The organism is Shimia aestuarii (genome assembly GCF_022814865.1).
GTDB classification, from domain to species: Bacteria; Pseudomonadota; Alphaproteobacteria; order Rhodobacterales; family Rhodobacteraceae; genus Shimia; species Shimia aestuarii_A.
Window position 1 is genome coordinate 69,511 of the sequence record NZ_JAKVRD010000004.1, and the last position, 20,116, is coordinate 89,626.

Here is a 20,116-nt window from a genome sequence, read left to right on the forward strand (position 1 = left end):
CCCCGGAAGGGGCCTTTTCTTTTTGGTTATTTGAAGTTGCGGCTTTCCTTGATCTGATCCCAGGCCCAGACCACCTCTTGCAATTGTTCTTCCTGGCTCCGATCGCCGCCATTCATGTCCGGGTGCAGAACCTTGATGAGCTTCTTATAGGCCTTGCGCACCTCGGCCTTGCTCCAGCTGTCCTTCGCCTCGAGAATCTCGATGGCACGGCGTTCTGTGGGGGGGAGGCGTCGTCCGGCGGCAGCGCCTTTGCCGGGGTTCTGGGTCGCGTTGGCGCCCAAGACTTGATGCGGATCTTCGATGCCAAGTCGTGCCCAGGCGCGGGCCTCGGGATCGGAGAAGGACTTGGTTTCCCGCTCCCAGACCTTGTCCTTGGATTTCTGGGCGTTCATTTCTGCTTCGGTCTGACCGTCGAAGAAATTCCACTTAAGATTATACTCCCGCACGTGTTCCTTGCAGAACCATTTGAACTCATCAAGGACGTCGGGGGCACGCGGTGCGCGGTATTTGCCCGCCTCTGTACAGCCCGGATGCTCGCATTCGCGGGTCGAGGTTTCGCTTGCCCCGGACATGCCACGACGGCCACGCGGGTTTTTCTTCTTCGCGGTCGATACTGACATATCAAAACCGAAGGGATCTGGTTTGCGCATGAACTCACCTTTTCGACTCGAGGCGGAGAGTTTAGTCTAACCATCGGCAGATTGAAGAGGCTCAGAGAAAAAAATGTCCGTGACACAGGAAATTCATGATCAGATCGAAGCGGCGTTTCAGCCAGCAACCTTGCAGGTGATCGACGACAGCGAACGCCACCGCGGGCATGCGGGCTATCAAGAAGGCGGGGAAAGCCATTTTATCGTGGAAATCCAATCGGATAAATTCGATGGGATGAGCCGGATCGCGCGCCACCGCGCTGTGCATGATGCGATTGGCAAGCCGCTCTTGGCACGCATTCACGCGCTTGAGCTCCGGTTCGGTAACTAAGCGCTATTCTGCCGCCACGTCCGATTTCTTGTCGTCTTCGGGTTTATCGTCCGCGATCTGACGGGCGCGTTGCAAAAGAGCCATCGGCAGCACGTTGTCCAATTCCGGCTCGTCGATCTCGTCAGCGGCCTGGTCGGCGGTGGCGACCACTTGCGGCATGAAGGGTGTCTCGCCGGGGGGCGGCAATTGCTGCACTGGTGGCGCGGGCTTGGCCTCGGCGGTCGCTGTCGGGCGGCGGAACACGAGGATGGAGCGAAAAGTCGTCTGCACCGATGTCAGGCCGGTTCGCTCGTCATTGGGCAGGGTGTCAGAGCGCAGGTATTCCCAGCCCTCGGCGGCGAGCGCGTTCATCACCTCTTGCAAGGCATGTGCGAAACGTCCATCCGGACCCTTGACGCCACGTGCCCGTTTTCCCCGGCTTGGGGCCGGCACGACCTTGTATTCATACTCGACCATCAAACTAATACAGCTTTGTTTCCAATACTCTGACATTAGCAGGCAATCTGCGCTGCGTCAGCATTGGATTTTGCCATATTTTCAAGGGGATTTGCCGGGTATCCCCATCTTGCGCCCGACCCGTTCGGGAAGCGGCAGGGTGGCGTGGGCGGCGGCGAGTTTGTCGACGTTGGCGAGGATGTCGGGGGGCATGGGGGCGACTCGGGGTCCAGACATGTCGATATGCAGCGCCAGACCTTCGCCTGTCGCCGAGATCCAGCCGTCCTCGTGGATCAGTTCCTGATAGAAGTGAAAGCGCTTCTCGTCATGGGCCAGAAGTTGAAACGACACCCGCACCTTGGCGCCGAGATGCAATTCTCGCAGGTAACAGAGATGGAACTCGGCCGAGAAGGTCGAAAGGTTGCGCGCCTCGCGGTACTCCGGGCCAAAGCCAAGCGCGGTCCAGATCTCATCGACGCCACGGTCGAAAAGCACGTTGTAGAACGCCATGTTGAGATGGCCGTTATAGTCGATCCAGGACGGATCAAGCTCCATAGGGGCAGAGAGAAAAGGTCCGGTCATTGGGGGTGCCTCAGAACGGTTTGACGACCACGACCCACAGGATCGCGATGGTGATGAAGACGGATACTTCGTTGAAAATACGAAGGAAAACCTCGCTCTCGCGGAATTCGCCACGGCGGGCGCGCAGCACGATGCGGCCGGTCCAGATATAGTGCGCGGCGAGGATCGCGACGGCGGTGATCTTCACGTGGGTCCACGTGGCGAAATCCCACACGGACCAAGCGAGCCAGAGGCCGGTGATGACACCAATGACAGCGAGCATGGCGGAGAAGCGGTAGAGGCGCACGGTGAGGTCGCCGGTGGGGCCGAACTCGCCAAGGCGGTCATGCTCTTTCTTCCAGTAGATGATGGCGCGGGGGACGGCGAAGACGGAGGTCATCCAGCCCATGACGCAGAGAAGATGGATGATCTTGACCCAATCCATGAGGGATCCTTTCGCGGTTCGATTTGGCCGCAGCCTAGCGCCGAAAAAGGGGATGTGCCAGATCGTGACGGGAAGAATTAACGCGGCAAAAGGGCGATCTGTATCACGTCGGTATGACGTCGGTATTGCGTCGGTCTGGATCGCGCAGATCGCATGATGAACGGAGCGCACGGGTTAACGGGCGGGTCACGATTTCTTTTGAAGAAATCGGGGCGGAATTTTTTGAAAATTCCGCGCGGGGAGAGGCAGGTTAGCTTTTCGACAGATGCTCGAGGTAATGGCAGGACATGATCTCGCCGAGGTCGCAGGCCTTGGTGAAGTATTCCGTGGCCCGCAAGAGGGTTTCGGCGTCTTGCGACTTGCCATAGGCGCGGTAGGCGGCCGTGGCGATATCGTCGCAAGCCTCTGCGTGGTCGTGGGCGCAGGCCTTTTCGAGAATGGGGGTGCGCCTCTCTTCTCTCTCTCCCAACGAGAGTTGCCCTAGGTAGGCCATGCAAGAGGGGCCGAAGCCCGCATTGCAGCCGTTGGAAAGGTGATCCATCATTTCCTCGTAGGCAGCCCCTTTACTGGGAAAGCGGGATAGCCAGCTGATCCGGGAACAGGCGTGCGCGTTACCGTTCGCGCAATATGTGACAATCGCCTTCTGGGAGGCAGCTTCTTCGTCGGTGTCATCGGAATAGAAAGCGCGGGTTTCATGGTAGTCGATACATGAGAGATCATTCCCCGCGTCGCAGGTGGCTTTCAGGGATTTAAGAGAGGCAGCAACCGCGCGGTTGGTCTGCTCATCCCAGTATGCGGCGTCTGCATCGGGATCGGTGGGGATGTCCTCTGGAGAAAGGGCTTTCCTGAGATACTGTGGGTAGTCGGAGCCGAGGTATTCCAACCAGAGGATCGCGCGCTTAGAGCAAGCTTTCGGTTCATTCCCCGCACATCGTTTTTCCAACATAGTCTTGGCTTTGACTGCTGCCTCTATTTTCTCTGCTTCTGAGTATTTTTGCCAAATACGGAAATGCGCGAAATATTGTGTGCAGTTCCCGATCGGGCCTTGTTCGCAAGCCGCTCTCAGACCTTTCAGATAGATCGCTTCAAGTTTGTTGGCGCGCGCCTCATCTTTGGGGAATGGCGGGGTGCCCTGAGCGTAGTAAAGGCTCAACGATCCACAAGAGTCGTAGTCCTCTACTCTACAATCTTCACTATAAGCATTTTCGGCGCTGGCCATCGGGAGCAGCAGCAGAAAAAGTGCAAGCGATAGAAAAGTTAGAACAGATTTCACGGCACAACCCCAATAAGAAAAAAGGCGGGGCAATGCCCGCCCTTCTTGAGGTGTATCAGCCGAGTTTTTTCTGAACAAGCTCGTTGACGGCCTTGGGGTTGGCCTTGCCGCCGGTGGCTTTCATCACCTGACCGACGAACCAGCCAGCGAGCTTGGGGTTCACCTTGGCCTTTTCGACCTGGGCCGGGTTGGCGGCGATGATTTCGTCAAGGGCGGTCTCGATGGCGCCGGTGTCGGTCACCTGTTTCATGCCGCGCTCTTCGACGATCGCCTCGGGGTCGCCGCCTTCGGTGTAGACGATCTCGAACAGGTCCTTGGCGATCTTGCCGGAGATGGCGTCGGACTTGATGAGCTTGATGATGCCCGCGAGTTGCGCAGGCGAGACGGGCGAGGATTTGATGCCAAGGTCGTCCTTGTTGAGACGGCCGAAAAGCTCGTTGATGACCCAGTTCGCGGCAAGCTTGCCGTCGCCCGCCTCGGCGGCCACTGCTTCGAAGAAGGCGGCGTTCTCGGCTTCGGCGGTCAGGACGGAGGCGTCATAGTCCGACAGGCCGAAATCACCGATGAAGCGGGCCTTTTTCTGATCCGGGAGTTCCGGCAGGCCTTTGGCGATGTCATCCACCCAGTCCTGTTCGATCTCGAGCGGCAGGAGGTCGGGGTCGGGGAAGTAGCGGTAATCGTGGGCTTCTTCCTTGGAGCGCATCGACCGGGTTTCGTTCTTGTCCGGATCGTAGAGGCGGGTTTCCTGATCGACGGAGCCGCCGGCCTCGACGATTTTGATCTGGCGTTCGGCCTCGATCATGATCGCGGCCTGAATAAAGCGCATGGAGTTCATATTCTTGATCTCGCAGCGGGTGCCGAGATGCGAGAAATCCTGCGTTTCCATGTATTTCTCGTAAGCGCCGGGGCGGCAGATCGAGACGTTCACGTCGGCACGCAGGTTGCCGTTTTGCATGTTGCCGTCGCATGTCCCGAGATAGCGCATGATCTGGCGCAGCTTGGCGATATAGGCGGCGGCCTCTTCGGGGCCACGGATATCGGGGCGCGAGACGATTTCCATCAGCGCGACGCCCGTGCGGTTGAGGTCCACGAAAGACATGTGCGGGTCCATGTCGTGGATGGATTTCCCGGCATCCTGTTCGAGGTGGATGCGTTCGATGCGCACGTTGCGCGCGGTGCCGTCGCCCATTTCCACCAGCACTTCGCCTTCACCGACGATGGGGTGGTAGAGCTGGGAAATCTGGTAGCCTTGCGGCAGGTCGGGATAGAAGTAGTTCTTGCGGTCGAAGGCCGAGAACAGGTTGATATCGGCCTTGAGGCCAAGACCGGTGCGCACGGCCTGAGCGATGCATTCCTCGTTGATCACCGGCAGCATGCCGGGCATGCCCGCATCGACGAAGGCGACGTTGGAGTTCGGCTCGGCACCGAATTGCGTCGAGGCGCCGGAGAAGAGCTTGGCACGGGTCGCAACCTGGGCATGGACCTCCATGCCGATGACCAGTTCCCAGTCATGCTTGGCGCCCGCGATCACCTTGGGCTTGGGGGCATCATATGTCAGGTCGAGCATCTGCCGGACTCCTTTGAACGCGTATTGGGACGCGTTCTAGGCCAGAGGCCGAAAAGGAGCAAGGGGGCAGGGAGTCAGGAGGGCCCGTGATGGATGCCGTCGGGGCCGAAGGTCACGGTCTGGCCATCTTGTAGGCGTTTGAGGAACGGCATGGCGATGGCGGAGAGCGCGGTCTCGCGGCCCTTTTCGGCTAGGCGGGAGTGCGAAATGATGCGGGCGGTGTTTTCAAAGCCGATCTCGGCATGGCCCCAGATCATTGGGTGAACCTCGCGGAGGTGGTGTTCGACCACGGTTTCAAAGCCGCGCCGCAGGGCCGGGGGCAGGTCGGGGCGATAGCCTGTCTCGTTGTAGCGTTCGCGCGCGGTCTGCCAGCATTGGTAGAGATGTGCGGCGGTGAGGTTGGCTGTGTGTTGATCGCGGCATGCGTCGAGGATGTCGTAGATGCCTTCGAGGAAATACTCGGGCTCGAAGATGGAGAGGCCTTCGGGATCGACGAGCAGCGCATCGAACCAGACCCAAGTATAGCCCGCGGCGCCCCAGTCCTCGTAGGTGCGCGCGGCGGTGCGGCGGGCTTCGAGGTCGAGGGCCTGAAAGTCGCCATACCAGCGCGGCAGGAGGTAGTTGCCGAGCGCCCGCATATGGCGCGGGTTCATCGGGTCGAGGGAAACGAGTTGCTCGAACTCGCGGATGATATGCAGCTCGGGGCTATGGCGACCGGGCAGCAGGGCACAGCGCGCTGCCGCAAGCGCCGGCGAGTCGAGGTCAACCGGGCAAAATGCGTCGAGAATATCGCTGGCGCGGTCGAAATGGGCGTGGAAGGCCTCGCGGTTGGTCGCCCGCAGCTCCTCGGTGGCGGACGCCCCGCGCCAAGCCCAGCCGATGTCGATATGCATATTGGCGACGATCAGCGCGAGCGGGTAGTTGTCGGGCGCTTCGTCGAGCACGAACTCGAGTGCCTCGACGCCGGAGAAGAAGTTCGACCCTTTTGCCGCGCGTCCATGCAAGAGGGCGTGCTCGGCGGCCTGCACCACGTCGGCCCGGCCACCGTAGGACAGGAGGTCGGCGATGGGTTGGCCTGCGTCGGTGGTGCGGCGGGCGCGGTCCGCCTCGCGGATGAGATCGGCAAGTTCGTCCCAGCGATCCTGACGAGCGAGAAAGGTGCCGTGTTCACGTGCGTCATCGGCCTCGGTCTGGTCAGGGGGCATGACATTGACGGCGATGTGCAGACGGTCGAGCAAATTGCGATAGGTTTCGCCGCCCAGACGCTGAACCTCGGGGGGGCGGCGCTTGGTTTCGAAAGATTTTGTCAGCGCCTTCAAGGACGGGGGAATCATGCTCTTGAAAGACGGTGGCTTGGGCGGGAAAACAGACATTCGCGACATTCACTCCTTGATTGAGAGCAAATGTGCAGAGGCATTCGGGCCGAAAGAAGGCACCCTTTGGGAAAGAAGCGGACGGTTTTGCGAAGCGGCAGAAAGGTGCCGGGTCAGATCACCCTGAAGTGGTGCCGTTCGACGGGGATGTTGAGGGATTTAAAAGCGTTTTCAAGGGCTTGATGCGGCGGCAGGACATCTTGAGGGATGCGCAGTTTCTTGCCGTCATGGAGGATCAAGGTCACGCGGACCGAGAAATCCCAGCGCGTGTCGAAGCGCGCCTTGGCAATGCGCGCGACCGGCAGGGCTGCGGAGAGGCGCGGGGTGTCCCATTTGAGGTCCGTCTCGGTCAGTTCGAAATGCCCTTTTGGATCGCGCAGGAGGTCAAGCAGCGCCGGGAGCAAGAAGAGCGAGAACACCGCCAGAAGCCACAGGAGCGTGCCGACGAGGTATAGCCCGATCAGCACCACAAGCGCGGCAGCAACGGCGAGGGCGGTGCGCAGGGACCGCCCCCGGGTTTGATGGCGGAACGGCAGGCTCATGCGCCGAGGATGCGCGAGACCATTTCATTTGTGTCGCGGCTCAGGTTCGGGGTGGCGAGGATGCGTTCAAGTTCCGTCTTGATCGCGGCCTGCCGGTCTGCATCGTAGCGCCGCCATGTCTGGAACGCGGAGCACATGCGTGCCGTGGTTTGCGGGTTGAGCGGATCGAGGCGGATAAGCCAATCGGCGAGAAGGGTATACGCCGCGCCGCTTTCGTGATGGAAGCCCGCGTGGCTCATGGCGAGCGCGCCAAAGACGGCGCGGAAGCGGTTGGGGTTCTTCATGCTGAAATCGGGATGGTCCGTCAGGCGCGCGGCGGTGGCGGCGGTGTCCTTGGGCGCAGCCTGCATGATCTGAAGGCCGAACCATTTGTCCATGACGAGGCGATCATGGGACCATTGTTTTTCAAATGCCGCCAATTGCTCTTCGCCTTTGCCCGCATCCAATAGCGCCGAGAGCGCGGCAAGTTGCAGGGTCATGTTGTCGGCCACGGCGTATTGGTTCGCCGCCGCCGTGCCGCCATCGAGACGGGTCAGGAGCGAGAGCGCGGCATTGGCGAGCGTGCGCTTGCCGGCAGCGTCGGCATCGGGCGAGAAGGGGCCGTCGACCTGATTGTTGGCGTAAAGGCCGGGCAGGAGGTCGGCGAGCGCCTGTGCCTTGGCATCGCGCAAGGCTTCCGAGGCGTCGTGGATCGCTTGCGGATCGGGGGTATGACCTTGTTCGTGCAGCAGACCGACGAGTTCCGATTGCGTCGGCTGGCCGAGCATCAGGGCGCGGTAGGCGGGATCAAGCGTTTCGTCGCGCATGAGCGTGGTGAGCGCCTCGAGATAGGCCGCATCCGGCGCGGCATCTTCGAGGATCATGCGTAGGAGCGCATCACGCGCCAGCATCCGGCCGGATTCCCAGCGGTTGAAGGCGTCTGTGTCATGGGCGAGGAGGAAGGCGCGGCGGGCGTTGTCGATGTCCTGTTCAAGGACCACGGGAGCCGAGAAACCGCGCAGGACCGAGGGGATCGGGCGCGTGGCATGGCCGGGGAAGGAAAAGCTCTGTTCCGCCTCTGTCAGCTCCAAGATTTGTGTCTCCATCACCTCGTCGCCATTGGGGTTGAGGAGACCGACGGCGATCGGGATGACGCGCGGGTCTTTCTCGTCCTGACCCGGGGTGGGCGGCGTCATTTGCGAGATGTGCAGGGTCAGCGTGTCGCCCTCGAATGCCTCGCGCACCGTGACGCGAGGCGTGCCGGATTGCGAATACCAGCGCGCGAATTGCGTCAGGTCACGGCCCGTGGCGTCCTCGAACACCTTGAGCCAGTCTTCGATGGTGGCGGCGTCGCCATCATGGCGGTCGAAATAGAGGTCGAGCGCGCGTTTGTAGGCGTCATCGCCCACGAGGGTCTTGAGCATGCGGATCAGCTCGGCCCCTTTCTCATAGACCGTCGCGGTATAGAAGTTGTTGATTTCCTGAAAGCTCTCCGGGCGGACCGGGTGCGAGAGCGGGCCTTGGTCCTCGGGGAACTGACGGGCGCGCAGGTCGATCACGTCGGTGATGCGCTTGACCTCGGCCGAGCGCATGTCGGCGGTGAACTGGCTATCGCGGAAGACGGTCAGGCCTTCCTTGAGGCACAGTTGGAACCAGTCGCGGCAGGTGATGCGGTTTCCGGTCCAGTTGTGAAAATACTCATGCGCGATGATCGCCTCGACACGTTCGAAATTGGCGTCTGTGCTGGTTTCGGGGCTGGCCAGCACGCAGGAGGAGTTGAAGATGTTGAGGCCTTTGTTCTCCATCGCGCCCATATTGAAATCGTCCACGGCGACGATGTTGAAGAGGTCGAGGTCATATTCACGGCCATAGACGTCTTCGTCCCATTTCATCGAATCCTTGAGCGCCTGCATCCCGAAGGCGCATTTGCCCTCGTCGCCGGGGCGGACCCAGATGTTGAGATCGACTTTGCGACCCGATTTGGTGGTGAATGTGTCGGGGTGATTGACGAGATCGCCCGCGACGAGGGCAAAGAGATAGGCGGGTTTCTTCCACGGATCATGCCATTCGGCAAAGCCTGCGCCGGAGGTGCCGGGGTTGCCGTTGGACAAGAGGACCGGCTCGGTGCCTTCGATACGCACATGGAAGGGCGCCATGACATCGGGGCGGTCGGGGTAATAGGTGATCTTGCGGAAACCCTCGGCCTCGCATTGGGTGCAATACATGCCGTTTGACATGTAGAGGCCCTCGAGCGCGGTATTGGAGGCGGGGGCGATTTCGACCTCGGCCTCCCAGATGAAGGGGGCGTCGGGGGCATCGGCCTCGATCCCGCCGTCTACGGCGTGGGTCTCGATATCCTTGCCGTCGATACGCGCCGAGATCAGGGTCAGGTTTTCGCCATGTAGAAAGAAGCGGCGGTCGGGAGCGTCGGGGTTCGGGCGGAAGGCGATGCGGGAGAGGACGCGGGTCTTGCCGGGATCAAGGCGGAAGGTCAGCGACACCTCGTCGATCAGGTAGGCGAAGGGGGTGTAATCCTTGAGGTAGATCGTGGTCGGGGCGGCGTCGCGCATGGAAGTCTCCTGCATTGTCGTTCTGAACAGATGTAGACAATCGTGGCGGCGCTGCAAGCAGGCTTTCCTTTCAGGGGGGGCTTGCTAGCTCTTGGGAGAGGAGAGACGGAGACCCAGAGCATGGCGCATAAGAAACCAAGCTTGCCGCAAAAGACCTGTGCGACCTGTGGGCGGCCGTTCACATGGCGGCGCAAGTGGCGTGCGGTGTGGGACGAGGTGCGGTTCTGCTCTGAGCGTTGCAGGCGGAACAAGAAAGCAGGCAGGTGATTATTCGGCTTTCCGTGCAAGTGTTTTTGTCCGGGCGGGGGCGCGGGCTTGTTGCCTATAGGAAACTTCCGTTCTAATTCGTTGGTGTGCCTTGGTATACAAAACGCAAAGCGGGGAACGGCAAATGGCGGAACGGATCGAAAAATCGGGGTTGCAGGTCGATGCGCGACTCGTGGAGTTCATCGAGGCGCAGGCGTTGCCCGGCACCGGGGTGCCCGCCGCGGCGTTCTGGGAGGGGATGAGCCAGCTTGCACATGAGTTGGGGCCGGAGAACCGCCGCCTGCTTGCCGTGCGCGAGGAGATGCAGCAGAAGATCGACGGCTGGCACATGGCGCGCAAGGGGCAGGCGCATGATGCGGAGGCCTATACCGCGTTCCTGCGCGAGATCGGCTATCTCTTGCCGGAAGGCGCGGATTTCGAGGTTGAGACCGCCAATGTCGATCCCGAGATTGCAAACGTGCCGGGGCCGCAGCTTGTCGTGCCGATCACCAATGCGCGTTTTGCGCTCAACGCAGCGAATGCGCGGTGGGGGTCTTTGTATGATGCGCTCTATGGCACGGATGCCTTGGGCGACCTGCCAGAGGGCAAAGGTTATGACGTCGCGCGCGGCGCGCGGGTGATTGCCTGGGCGAAAGCATTTCTTGATGAGGCGGTGCCGCTTGCGGGCGGGTCTTGGGCCGAGGCAGGCGCGCTTTCCGTGACGGGCGGGGACCTTGTGCCCGCGCTGGCAAATCCGGCGCAATTCGCAGGCTATGTCGGCGCGGAAGATGCGCCGTCGCGTGTCCTCCTGAAGCACAACGGTCTGCACGTGATCCTTGAGATCGACACGGAGGGCCAGATCGGTGCCTCCGATCCGGCGGGGATCAACGATGTGACGCTCGAAAGCGCGCTTTCAACGATCATGGATTGTGAGGATTCGGTCGCTTGCGTGGATGCCGAGGACAAGGTTGTCGCCTATGGCAACTGGCTCGGCCTGATGCGGCGCGATTTGGCTGAGGCGGTCAGCAAGGGCGGCAAGCGTTTCACCCGGACCCTCAACGCGGATATCTCCTACTGCGCGCCGGACGGCAGTGCGGCGGTGCTCAAGGGGCGGTCGCTCATGCTTGTGCGCAATGTGGGACATCTGATGACCAACCCTGCGATCCTTGATCGCGACGGCGCCGAGATCGGCGAGGGGCTGATGGATGCGCTGATCACGGTGATGATCGCGATGCATGACTTGCAGGCCGAGGGCGGCAATTCGCTTCATGGATCGGTCTATGTGGTGAAGCCGAAGATGCACGGGCCGGAGGAGGTCCAGTTCACCGATCGGATTTTTGACACGGTGGAGGATATCCTCGGCCTGCCACGCCATACGGTGAAAATCGGGATTATGGATGAGGAACGGCGTACCAGCGCGAACCTCAAGGCATGTATCCGCGCCGCCAAGCATCGTGTGGCCTTTATCAACACCGGGTTCCTTGATCGCACGGGCGACGAAATTCACACCTCGATGGAGGCGGGGCCGTTCCTGCGCAAGGGCGAGATGAAGGCGACGCCGTGGATTGCCTCTTATGAGGATCGCAATGTCGATATCGGTCTGGCTTGTGGCCTTCAGGGCAAGGCGCAGATCGGCAAGGGGATGTGGGCCATGCCGGACCGGATGGCGGATATGCTCGACCAGAAGATCGGCCATCCGATGTCGGGCGCGAACTGTGCCTGGGTGCCGAGTCCGACGGCGGCGACGCTGCACGCGACGCATTATCACAAGGTCGACGTTCTGGCGCGGCAGGGCGAGATCAAGGCGGGCGGGGCACGCGGCACGCTGGACGATCTGCTCACCATCCCGGTGATGGCGGGCGAGAACTTGTCGGACGAGGCCATCCAGCAGGAGATCGAGAACAACGCGCAGGGCATCCTTGGCTATGTGGTGCGTTGGGTCGATCAGGGCGTGGGCTGTTCCAAGGTGCCGGATATCCATGACGTGGGCCTTATGGAAGATCGGGCGACCTGCCGGATCTCGAGCCAGGCGTTGGCGAACTGGCTCCATCACGGCGTGGTGAGTGAGGCGCAGGTCATGGCCGCGATGCAAAAGATGGCCGCCGTGGTCGACCGTCAGAACGCAGGCGATCCGGACTATCGCCCGATGGCGCCGGATTTCGCGGGCGTCGCGTTTCAGGCGGCCTGTGATCTTGTCTTTAAGGGGCGGGTGCAGCCCTCGGGCTATACCGAGCCTGTGTTGCACGCGCGGCGCCTTGAATTGAAAGCGCTGAAATAAGTGGCAGGGGTGAGGGGGCTGTCTGCCCCCTCACACTCCCCCGAGAAGTATTTTCACAGAGAAGAAGAGGGGGCGTCACGTCCCTAAGGGAACCCTTTGCCATTCGTCGGGCGCGCGCCTATGTTACCGCCAAGGACAAGCGCGAGGACAGCATGGCACGGCCCGTCGTTGGCATTATCGGCAACCAGTATCTCATCAACGATCAATACCCGGCCCATGCCGGGGGCACGATGAATTCCGAGGCGGTGGCGTCGGTGTCGGGCTGTATGCCGCTTCTGGTGCCGGCGGATCCGAGATTCGTCTCAGTCGCGGAATTGATGGAGCGCTGTGATGGCTTCCTTCTCACCGGTGGCCGCCCCAACGTGCATCCCGAGCATTATGGCGAGGAGGCCACGGCGGCGCATGGCGATTTCGACCGGGCGCGCGATGCGATCGCGCTGCCGCTGGTGCGGGAATGTGTCGAACGGGGGCAGCCATTCCTTGGCATTTGCCGCGGCTTTCAAGAGGTCAATGTGGCGATGGGGGGCTCGCTCTACCCGGAGATCCGCGACCTGCCGGGGCGCGACAATCACCGGATGCCGCCAGATGGCACGTTGGAAGAGAAATTCGCCCTGCGCCATTGCGTGACCTTCAGCGAGGGTGGGGTGTTCCACCGGCTGATGGGGTCAGAGAAGGTCATGACCAACACGCTTCACGGTCAAGGCATCAAGCGCGCGGGCGCACGGGTGGTCATCGACGGCTATGCCCCCGATGGCACGCCCGAGGCGATCTATATCAAGGACGCGCCGGGCTTTACCCTGTCGGTGCAGTGGCACCCGGAATGGGACGCGGCCAATGATCCGGTCTCGCGTCCTCTGTTCGAGGCGTTTGGCGATGCGGTGCGCGCCTGGGCCGAGGGGCGGCAGGGCGCGGCGTTGAAATCGGCCTGATCCACGCCGGGATTAGAGATCGGTGCGCAGGTGCCAGAGTTCGGGGAACAGCTCGACCTCGAGCATGCGCTTGAGGTAGGAGATGCCGCCGGTGCCGCCTGTGCCGCGTTTGAAGCCGATGACGCGTTCCACCGTGGTCACGTGGTTGAAGCGCCAGCGGCGGAAGTAATCCTCGAAATCGACCAATTTCTCGGCCAACTCGTAGAGTTCCCAATGGTGTTCCGGGTCGCGGTAGACCTGCGCCCATGCCGCGGCGACGGCGGGGGTGGCGGCGTGCGCTTTGTCGCGCGGGCGGTTCAGAACCTCGGGTGGAAGGGCGATGCTCTCGTTCAGGGCCGTGAGTGCTACATCGTAGAGCGAGGGCTGGGTCAGTTCTTCCTCCAGTAGCGCGACGAGATCGGCGCGGTGGGCATGGGGTTTGAGCATGGCGCGGTTGCGGTTGCCGAGGATGAATTCGATCAGGCGGTATTGATGCGATTGAAAGCCCGAGCTTTGCCCGAGCGCGTCGCGGAAGCGCGTGTAGTCCGAGGGGGTCATGGTGCGCAGCACGTCCCAAGCCGAGTTCAGTTGCTCGAAGATGCGGGCGACGCGGGCGAGCATCTTGAAGGCGGGGCGGGTTTCGCCTTTGGCCAGAAGGGTGCGGGCGGCGGTTAGTTCGTGAATGGCGAGACGCATCCAAAGCTCGGAGGTCTGATGCTGTACGATGAAGAGCATCTCGTCATGGGCATCGGAGAGTGGGGCTTGTGCGGTCAGGATCTTGTCGAGAGACAGGTAGTCGCCATAGGACATGCGCCCGTCAAAGGACATCTGGGCGCCGTGGTCTTCGGGGTTTGCGGAAGTGGGGGTGGTCATGGAGGTCTCCTTTGTCTTGGGATGAGCGTATCACAGGGACAAGGAGACTCCGGTGGTTGAGCGTGCCGAACGCCGCCAGCCGCCGCCAAAGGGCGACCCAGCCTGCGGGGCGACAAAGAGGGATATGCGGGGTGCGCGGGTGCATTAGGTGACGGCGGCGCGGGTTTGATAGGCGGGATCGTCCCAGAGGCGGTTTGTCATCACGTCTTCGAGGATTTCGGCGGCGGCGCGCACGTCGTCGGCGTCGATATAGAGCGGCGTGAAGCCGAAGCGCATGATATCGGGGGCGCGGAAATCGCCGATCACGCCGCGCGCGATCAGGGCCTGCATGGCGGCGTAGCCGTGTTCGAAACGGAAAGAGACCTGCGAGCCGCGCTGGGCGGGGTCGCGAGGCGTGGCGAGCGCGAGGTCGGGGCAACGGCGCTCGACCTCTTCGATGAAGAGAGTGGTCAGATCCTGCGAGGCGGCGCGGATTTCGGTCATCGTGGTCATGTCCCAGATGTCGAGCGCCTGTTCGAGGGCAGCGAGGGCGAGAACCGGGGGCGTGCCAACGCGCATACGTTCGATGCCTGCACCGGGGCGGTAGTCGAGGTCGAAGGCGAAGGGCGCCTCGTGGCCGAGCCAGCCGGAGAGCGCGGGGCGCGCTGCGTCGGCGTGGCGAGGGGCGACGTAGATGAAGGCAGGGGAGCCGGGGCCGCCATTGAGGTATTTGTAGGTGCAGCCGACAGCGAAATCGGCGTTGCACTCGGCGAGGTGCACATCTGTTGCGCCCGCGGTATGGGCGAGATCCCAGACTGTCAGCGCGCCGTGGGCGTGGGCCTTCTCGGTCAGGGCCTTCATGTCGTGAAGGCGACCGGTGCGATAGTCGACCTCGGTAATCATCAGAACGGCGATCTCGTCGGTAATGTTGTCGGACACATCTTCAGGGGCGACGACGCGGAGTTCGTAGTCGTCACCGAGGGATTTCAGGAGCCCCTGGGCCATGTAGAGATCGGAGGGGAAGTTGCCAGAATCCGACAGGACCACGTGGCGGTCGGGGCGCATCTCAAGGGCGGAGGCGAGGGCCTGATAGACCTTGATCGAGAGCGTGTCACCCATGACGACATGGCCCGGCTCGGCCCCGATCAGGCGGGCGATGCGGTTGCCGACGCGGGCGGGCTGGGCCATCCAGCCGGCCTTGTTCCAGCCTGTGATGAGCATCTCGCCCCATTCGCTGCGCATGACCTGCTCCATCGCGGCAGGTGCGGCGGAGGGGAGGGGACCGAGAGAGTTGCCATCGAGGTAAATGACGCCCTCGGGCAGGTCGAACATGGCTTTGGTGGCGGTGAAATCGGTCATGGCGCGTCTCCTGTGGGGCAGGTGTTTCAAAACGCTTTAGCGGATCGAATTTTTCCGCGCACCAGCAATTCTTGTGATTTCAGCCATCAAGTTTTGTGATTTCAGCAAAGAAGAACGCCCGCCGGGGTCGGGCGGGCGTTTGATTTCTTATCGGTGGTGAGGGCCTACATCTCGCCGCCGGAGATTTGGATGGTCTGGCCGTTCATGCTGCCGGAGTGGGCGCCGCAGAGGAACATCGCCGCCTCGGCCACTTCTTCGGCAGTAATCAGGCGGCCATGGGGGTTCACGCCAACCATCATGTGCCGGGCTTCTTCCTTGCTCACGCCGGCGCGGGCAGAGATGCTTTCGACATTACGGGCGATGATGTCGGTGTCGACATAGGCCGGGCAGAGCGAATTGAAGGTATAGGGTTTGGTCGCGTAGTCGGCAGAGAGCGCCTTGATCATACCGTTGAGCGCGTGTTTCGAGGTCGAATAGCAAGGCGCGCCTTTGAGGCCACGCAGGCCCGCGATGGAGGAGATGCCGATGACGCGGCCCCAATCCGTCGTGACCATAGACTTGAGGCTTTCGCGGATGGTCAGGAAGGCGCCGTCCACGTTGATCGACATCATGTGCCGCCATTCGGCGAGGGACGATTTGTGCAGGGCACGGCCCTCGGCCACCCCGGCATTGGCGACGCAGATCTGCACCGGGCCACGGGCCTCGACGGCGGCGGCGACACCGTTCACCACCGACTCCTCGTCAGCCACGTCCATTTGCACTGCAAAAAGACCGTCGCCTGCCTGTTCCTCGAGCACGTCGCGGCGGCGGCCCGTTATGGTCACGTTGGCGCCTTCGGCGGCGAGCGCGCGGGCAATGGCGAGACCGATTCCCGTTCCGCCGCCCGTGATGAGCGCGTGTTTTCCTTTGAGATGATCCATGTTCATTCCTCCCTTTGCCCCGACCGTATCAAGGCATGGCCATGGGGCAAGAAGGTCGTACCGTCACTTTGGGATCAGAGAGGACATCTAAAACAATTCACATTTATGAATTTGTTCTGTATGGCTGTTGGGCAGATGTGTTGAACCGCAGGGAGGAGCGTTCATGACTCGTTTTATCAGTATTGCCTCTGCCGCCGCGCTGGTGCTTGGGGCCGGAGCCGCGATGGGCTTTGAGGACATTGCAGACCAGTACCCGCAGTCGGAGCTTTATGCGAAGCCTTACGAGGTCATTCCGGGGGTCTATTCAGCGATTGGAGCGACCGCGCCGCCGACCTATGAGAACTCGGGCCATAACAACAACCTGAGCTTTATCGTCACCGGCGATGGCGTCGTGGTCGTCAATGGCGGTGCGTCGGCGCGCCTTGCCAAGGCGCTTCATGATGAGATCAAGGCGGTCACGGATCAGCCTGTGAAACTCGTCATCAACGAGAACGGGCAGGGCCATGCCATGCTTGGCAATTCCTATTGGGTCGATCAGGGGGTGGATGTCCTTGCCCATGTGGACGCGATCGACGCGTTCACCGAAGAGGCGGATTTCATCCTTCAGGGCATGCAGCGCTACAACCGCGACAAGGCGGAAGGGACGCGCACCGTCACCCCGAACCTCAGCTTTGAGGACACGTATGAGATCGAGATGGGCGGCGTCAAAATCGAGGCGCTGCATCTTGGCCCTGCGCATGATCCGGGTGACGTGCAGGTCTGGATTCCCGAATGGGACATCGTGATCGCGGGCGATATTGCCTTCCATGAACGGATGCCGCCGATTTTTGAGGGGATCTGCACCTCTTGTTGGATCGAGACCTTCGAGGGACCGTTCACGGATCTTGCCGCGACTTATGTCATACCGGGCCATGGGCATCCTACGAACATGGCAATGGTGCGTGAGGAGACCACTGGCTATCTCAGCGACCTGCGCGAGAAGATCGGCGCGCATATCGACGAGGGCGGCGACCTTGCCGGGGCCTATTACGTCGATCAGGAGAAATGGAAATACCTCGATACATTTGAAGAACTGGCAACAAAGAACGCCGGGCGCGTGTTCGAAGAGATGGAATGGGAATGATTTCCTAGGGGATTGTTCCAAGGGGCCGGGAGTTTGTGACAAATCGTCCTTTTTTCGGCCTTTTGCGACATGACGCGTTGCGAACGGGATCGGCTACTGTAAAGAAATGTCCATGAAACAACTTATTGCCATGTTGGTTGCGGCGACGCTTGCCTTGCCCGCCTTCGCGGATGAAGAGGCCGTGGCCGAAGCGATCACCGACTACATGGATTTCGCAACCTACGAGGCGGGGATCATTCTGCCGCAGCAACTCGATAGGGACGTGTTCGAGGCGGCGACCTTTGTCGATACACGCAGCGCGGACCAGTTCGAGGCCGGGCATATTCCGGGTGCGACGCATATCGAATGGCGCGAGGTGCCGGGGCGGATTGATGAATTGCCTGAGAGCGGCCTTGTCATCCTATATTGCAACACGGGATCGCTTTCGGCGCAGGCCGCCTTTTCGGCGCGCCTGATGGGGCGCGAGAATGTGGTGGTGCTCCAGTCTGGGATCATCGGGTGGCAGGAAACAGCGGCGTATAAACCGGAATGAAGAACTGGATTGATATTCCGCCAATGTGGCTTCTTGCGGCGCTTGGCCTCGCCTGGGCGCAAGCGACATTCTATCCGCTCGGCCTCAGCTTTGGCGGGGTTTGGGCGGATTTCCTTGGGGGCATCCTTGCCGGGGGCGGGGTCGTCCTCATGCTTCTGGCCTTTTACGAGATGCGTCGGATGAAAACGACGCTTATCCCGCACCGCGACGCCGAACGGCTTGTCACGAGCGGGATCTATAGCCGCACCCGCAACCCGATCTATGTCGGGGACACGCTTTTCCTTGCGGGGCTTATCCTGAACATGGACGCGGTTCTTTCGCTGCCGCTCGTGCCGATCTTCGTCTGGATCATCGAGCGGCGTTTCGTCATCCCGGAGGAGAACCGGCTTCGGCGCAAGTTCCGCGCCGACTTTTTCCGCTACACGCAGAAAACGAGGCGCTGGGTCTGATGACGTTACGAACAAAGACGCCCCGAATGGCTTACTTTGCTTGTGCAGCATTCGCGGTGACGTTAGAACTTTCCGCAACCGCAACAGGGTTTGCGCGAAATAAAATTTCGAGCTCTTTGAACGAAGGGGGACTGAAAACGTGAAGATCGGAACACCAAAAGAGGTGTTTGACGGAGAGAACCGTGTCGCGATGACGCCGGATTCCGCCAAGCAACTTCAAAAACTGGGCTATGACTGCGCCATCGAAAGCGGCGCGGGTGAGAAGGCTGGTTTCTCGGACGCAGATTATGAGGCTGCGGGCGTAGAGATCGTCAAAACGGCGGCGGCGCTCTGGAAAGACGCCGACATTATCGCCAAGGTGCGTCAGCCCAATGAGACGGAACTCAAGCGTCTGAATAAGAACAAGACATTGATTTCGTTCTTTAATCCGGGCGGCAACGAGGAAGGCCTCGAGCTTGCCAAGTCCAAGGGCGGCAATGTGATCGCCATGGAAATGGTGCCACGTATCAGCCGCGCGCAGAAAATGGACGCGCTGTCGTCCATGGCCAATATCGCGGGCTACCGTGCCGTGATTGAGGCAGGCAACAACTTTGGTCGCTTCTTCACGGGTCAGATCACCGCCGCGGGCAAGGTTCCGCCGGCGAAGGTTCTTGTCGTGGGCGCCGGTGTGGCCGGTCTTGCGGCGATCGGCACCTCGACCAGCCTTGGCGCGATCACGCTCGCCTTTGATGTGCGTCCGGAAGTGGCCGAACAGGTCGAATCGATGGGTGCCGAGTTCGTCTATCTCGACTTTGAAGAGGAAACGCAGGACGGTGCAGCGACGGGCGGTTATGCCTCGGTGCAGTCGGAAGAATTCCGCAATGCCCAGCTTGCCAAGTTCCGTGAGTTGGCGCCGGAAGTCGACATCGTGATCACCACGGCCCTCATCCCCAACCGCGAAGCGCCTGAGCTTTGGACCAAGGACATGGTCGAAGCGATGAAGCCGGGCTCGGTCATTGTTGACCTCGCGGCGGAGAAGGGCGGCAACTGTAAGCTGACCGTGGCAGACGAGAAGATCGTGACCGACAATGGCGTGACCATCATCGGCTACACCGATTTCCCGAGCCGCATGGCGACGCAGGCCTCGACGCTTTACGCGACGAACATCCGTCACATGATGACCGACCTGACCCCCGAGAAAGACGGTCAGATCGTGCATGACATGGAAGACGACGTGATCCGCGGCGCGACCGTGACCCATCAGGGCGAGATCACCTTCCCGCCGCCGCCGCCGAAGGTTCAGGCCATCGCGGCGCAGCCGAAGAAGGAAGAGCCCAAAGAGCTTACCGCCGAAGAGAAGCGCGCGCAGGAAGTGGCCGCGTTCAAGGCACAGACCAAACAGCAGGTGACCCTGCTTGCGGTTGGGGCTGCTATTCTTCTTGGTGTCGGTCTTGTGGCGCCTGCGAGCTTCATGCAGCACTTTATCGTGTTCGTCCTCGCCGTGTTCGTCGGTTTCCAGGTGATCTGGAATGTGTCGCACTCGCTGCACACGCCGCTCATGGCCGTGACCAACGCCATCTCGTCGATCATCATTCTTGGCGCCCTGATGCAAATCGGATCGGGCTCCTTCCTGGTGATCCTCCTCGCTGCCGCCTCGGTCTTTATGGCCGGGATCAACATCTTCGGCGGCTTCCTCGTAACACGGCGCATGCTCGCCATGTTCCAGAAATCGTAAGGAGTAGAG

Annotated in this window: 20 protein-coding genes; 8 read left to right on the forward strand and 12 right to left on the reverse strand. The window is 61.2% G+C overall.

Annotation, left to right across the window (positions count from 1 at the left end):
- Positions 1 to 26: 26 nt before the first annotated feature.
- On the reverse strand, positions 27 to 650 hold the full coding sequence (locus tag MK745_RS05610; protein WP_243612295.1) for a DnaJ domain-containing protein: 624 nt from the start codon (positions 648 to 650) through the stop codon (positions 27 to 29).
- 73 nt (positions 651 to 723) lie between these two features.
- On the opposite strand from MK745_RS05610, the gene MK745_RS05615 reads away from it, so the two are divergent.
- The gene (locus MK745_RS05615) at positions 724 to 981 is read left to right on the forward strand and encodes a BolA family protein (protein ID WP_243612296.1); all 258 of its coding nucleotides are present in this window, start codon (positions 724 to 726) and stop codon (positions 979 to 981) included.
- A gap of 3 nt (positions 982 to 984) precedes the next feature.
- Here MK745_RS05615 and MK745_RS05620 read toward each other — a convergent pair whose 3' ends face one another.
- The 8 genes from MK745_RS05620 to pepN form a co-directional block, all read right to left on the reverse strand.
- Positions 985 to 1,437, reverse strand: coding sequence for a DUF4177 domain-containing protein (locus MK745_RS05620; RefSeq protein WP_243612297.1), 453 nt, complete (start codon positions 1,435 to 1,437; stop codon positions 985 to 987).
- Between the two features lie 81 nt (positions 1,438 to 1,518).
- Positions 1,519 to 1,998 (reverse strand): thioesterase family protein, encoded by a 480-nt coding sequence (locus tag MK745_RS05625; protein WP_243612298.1) that lies wholly within the window; start codon positions 1,996 to 1,998, stop codon positions 1,519 to 1,521.
- 10 nt (positions 1,999 to 2,008) lie between these two features.
- Positions 2,009 to 2,422 carry a CopD family protein gene (locus tag MK745_RS05630; RefSeq protein ID WP_243612299.1) on the reverse strand — a complete coding sequence of 138 codons (414 nt, stop codon included), beginning with the start codon at positions 2,420 to 2,422 and terminating at the stop codon, positions 2,009 to 2,011.
- A 250-nt stretch (positions 2,423 to 2,672) separates the two neighbouring features.
- Entirely contained in the window at positions 2,673 to 3,695 is a 1,023-nt protein-coding gene (locus MK745_RS05635) for a hypothetical protein (RefSeq protein ID WP_243612300.1), read from the reverse strand.
- A 55-nt stretch (positions 3,696 to 3,750) separates the two neighbouring features.
- Positions 3,751 to 5,262 carry an Asp-tRNA(Asn)/Glu-tRNA(Gln) amidotransferase subunit GatB gene (gene gatB / locus MK745_RS05640; protein ID WP_243612301.1) on the reverse strand — a complete coding sequence of 504 codons (1,512 nt, stop codon included), beginning with the start codon at positions 5,260 to 5,262 and terminating at the stop codon, positions 3,751 to 3,753.
- 74 nt (positions 5,263 to 5,336) lie between these two features.
- Positions 5,337 to 6,635 (reverse strand): hypothetical protein, encoded by a 1,299-nt coding sequence (locus MK745_RS05645; RefSeq protein WP_243612302.1) that lies wholly within the window; start codon positions 6,633 to 6,635, stop codon positions 5,337 to 5,339.
- 113 nt (positions 6,636 to 6,748) lie between these two features.
- Positions 6,749 to 7,177, reverse strand: a complete 429-nt coding sequence (locus tag MK745_RS05650; RefSeq protein ID WP_243612303.1) for a hypothetical protein — start codon at positions 7,175 to 7,177, stop codon at positions 6,749 to 6,751.
- Positions 7,174 to 9,726 (reverse strand): aminopeptidase N, encoded by a 2,553-nt coding sequence (gene pepN, locus MK745_RS05655; protein ID WP_243612304.1) that lies wholly within the window; start codon positions 9,724 to 9,726, stop codon positions 7,174 to 7,176. The genes MK745_RS05650 and pepN overlap by 4 nt, the downstream gene beginning before the upstream one ends.
- A gap of 120 nt (positions 9,727 to 9,846) precedes the next feature.
- Between pepN and MK745_RS05660 the strand changes: the two genes are divergently transcribed.
- The 3 genes from MK745_RS05660 to MK745_RS05670 all read left to right on the forward strand — a co-directional run bounded on the left by MK745_RS05660 (position 9,847) and on the right by MK745_RS05670 (position 13,179).
- Positions 9,847 to 9,993 (forward strand): DUF2256 domain-containing protein, encoded by a 147-nt coding sequence (locus tag MK745_RS05660; RefSeq protein WP_243612305.1) that lies wholly within the window; start codon positions 9,847 to 9,849, stop codon positions 9,991 to 9,993.
- Positions 9,994 to 10,117: 124 nt separating this feature from the next.
- Positions 10,118 to 12,250, forward strand: coding sequence for a malate synthase G (locus MK745_RS05665; protein WP_243612306.1), 2,133 nt, complete (start codon positions 10,118 to 10,120; stop codon positions 12,248 to 12,250).
- A gap of 152 nt (positions 12,251 to 12,402) precedes the next feature.
- Positions 12,403 to 13,179 carry a gamma-glutamyl-gamma-aminobutyrate hydrolase family protein gene (locus MK745_RS05670; RefSeq protein ID WP_243612307.1) on the forward strand — a complete coding sequence of 259 codons (777 nt, stop codon included), beginning with the start codon at positions 12,403 to 12,405 and terminating at the stop codon, positions 13,177 to 13,179.
- 12 nt (positions 13,180 to 13,191) lie between these two features.
- Here MK745_RS05670 and kynA read toward each other — a convergent pair whose 3' ends face one another.
- The 3 genes from kynA to MK745_RS05685 form a co-directional block, all read right to left on the reverse strand.
- The gene (gene kynA, locus MK745_RS05675; protein ID WP_243612308.1) at positions 13,192 to 14,031 is read right to left on the reverse strand and encodes a tryptophan 2,3-dioxygenase; all 840 of its coding nucleotides are present in this window, start codon (positions 14,029 to 14,031) and stop codon (positions 13,192 to 13,194) included.
- 144 nt (positions 14,032 to 14,175) lie between these two features.
- On the reverse strand, positions 14,176 to 15,369 hold the full coding sequence (kynU, locus tag MK745_RS05680) for a kynureninase (RefSeq protein ID WP_243612309.1): 1,194 nt from the start codon (positions 15,367 to 15,369) through the stop codon (positions 14,176 to 14,178).
- A 164-nt stretch (positions 15,370 to 15,533) separates the two neighbouring features.
- Positions 15,534 to 16,289, reverse strand: a complete 756-nt coding sequence (locus MK745_RS05685; RefSeq protein WP_243612310.1) for an SDR family NAD(P)-dependent oxidoreductase — start codon at positions 16,287 to 16,289, stop codon at positions 15,534 to 15,536.
- 163 nt (positions 16,290 to 16,452) lie between these two features.
- On the opposite strand from MK745_RS05685, the gene MK745_RS05690 reads away from it, so the two are divergent.
- The 4 genes from MK745_RS05690 (at position 16,453) to MK745_RS05705 (ending at position 20,107) form a co-directional block, all read left to right on the forward strand.
- Positions 16,453 to 17,412 carry an MBL fold metallo-hydrolase gene (locus tag MK745_RS05690; RefSeq protein WP_243612311.1) on the forward strand — a complete coding sequence of 320 codons (960 nt, stop codon included), beginning with the start codon at positions 16,453 to 16,455 and terminating at the stop codon, positions 17,410 to 17,412.
- A gap of 112 nt (positions 17,413 to 17,524) precedes the next feature.
- A complete protein-coding gene (locus tag MK745_RS05695; protein WP_243612312.1) occupies positions 17,525 to 17,944 on the forward strand; it encodes a rhodanese-like domain-containing protein in 420 nt (139 codons plus the stop codon).
- Entirely contained in the window at positions 17,941 to 18,393 is a 453-nt protein-coding gene (locus tag MK745_RS05700; RefSeq protein ID WP_243612313.1) for a methyltransferase family protein, read from the forward strand. Before MK745_RS05695 ends, MK745_RS05700 begins: the two co-directional genes overlap by 4 nt.
- 139 nt (positions 18,394 to 18,532) lie before the next feature.
- Positions 18,533 to 20,107, forward strand: coding sequence for a Re/Si-specific NAD(P)(+) transhydrogenase subunit alpha (locus tag MK745_RS05705; RefSeq protein ID WP_243612314.1), 1,575 nt, complete (start codon positions 18,533 to 18,535; stop codon positions 20,105 to 20,107).
- Positions 20,108 to 20,116: the final 9 nt, after the last annotated feature.

What these genes read in the sequence shown, in the direction of transcription:
- MK745_RS05610 (WP_243612295.1), bottom strand. Translation starts at nt 650, where the DNA reads ATGCGCAAACCAGATCCCTTCGGTTTTGATATGTCAGTATCGACCGCG.
- MK745_RS05630 (WP_243612299.1), bottom strand. Translation starts at nt 2,422, where the DNA reads ATGGATTGGGTCAAGATCATCCATCTTCTCTGCGTCATGGGCTGGATG.
- MK745_RS05700 (WP_243612313.1), top strand. Translation starts at nt 17,941, where the DNA reads ATGAAGAACTGGATTGATATTCCGCCAATGTGGCTTCTTGCGGCGCTT.
- gatB (WP_243612301.1), bottom strand. Translation starts at nt 5,262, where the DNA reads ATGCTCGACCTGACATATGATGCCCCCAAGCCCAAGGTGATCGCGGGC.
- MK745_RS05625 (WP_243612298.1), bottom strand. Translation starts at nt 1,998, where the DNA reads ATGACCGGACCTTTTCTCTCTGCCCCTATGGAGCTTGATCCGTCCTGG.
- MK745_RS05690 (WP_243612311.1), top strand. Translation starts at nt 16,453, where the DNA reads ATGACTCGTTTTATCAGTATTGCCTCTGCCGCCGCGCTGGTGCTTGGG.
- MK745_RS05615 (WP_243612296.1), top strand. Translation starts at nt 724, where the DNA reads ATGTCCGTGACACAGGAAATTCATGATCAGATCGAAGCGGCGTTTCAG.
- kynU (WP_243612309.1), bottom strand. Translation starts at nt 15,369, where the DNA reads ATGACCGATTTCACCGCCACCAAAGCCATGTTCGACCTGCCCGAGGGC.
- MK745_RS05695 (WP_243612312.1), top strand. Translation starts at nt 17,525, where the DNA reads ATGAAACAACTTATTGCCATGTTGGTTGCGGCGACGCTTGCCTTGCCC.
- pepN (WP_243612304.1), bottom strand. Translation starts at nt 9,726, where the DNA reads ATGCGCGACGCCGCCCCGACCACGATCTACCTCAAGGATTACACCCCC.
- MK745_RS05665 (WP_243612306.1), top strand. Translation starts at nt 10,118, where the DNA reads ATGGCGGAACGGATCGAAAAATCGGGGTTGCAGGTCGATGCGCGACTC.
- MK745_RS05660 (WP_243612305.1), top strand. Translation starts at nt 9,847, where the DNA reads ATGGCGCATAAGAAACCAAGCTTGCCGCAAAAGACCTGTGCGACCTGT.
- MK745_RS05650 (WP_243612303.1), bottom strand. Translation starts at nt 7,177, where the DNA reads ATGAGCCTGCCGTTCCGCCATCAAACCCGGGGGCGGTCCCTGCGCACC.
- kynA (WP_243612308.1), bottom strand. Translation starts at nt 14,031, where the DNA reads ATGACCACCCCCACTTCCGCAAACCCCGAAGACCACGGCGCCCAGATG.
- MK745_RS05670 (WP_243612307.1), top strand. Translation starts at nt 12,403, where the DNA reads ATGGCACGGCCCGTCGTTGGCATTATCGGCAACCAGTATCTCATCAAC.
- MK745_RS05685 (WP_243612310.1), bottom strand. Translation starts at nt 16,289, where the DNA reads ATGGATCATCTCAAAGGAAAACACGCGCTCATCACGGGCGGCGGAACG.
- MK745_RS05620 (WP_243612297.1), bottom strand. Translation starts at nt 1,437, where the DNA reads ATGGTCGAGTATGAATACAAGGTCGTGCCGGCCCCAAGCCGGGGAAAA.
- MK745_RS05645 (WP_243612302.1), bottom strand. Translation starts at nt 6,635, where the DNA reads ATGTCTGTTTTCCCGCCCAAGCCACCGTCTTTCAAGAGCATGATTCCC.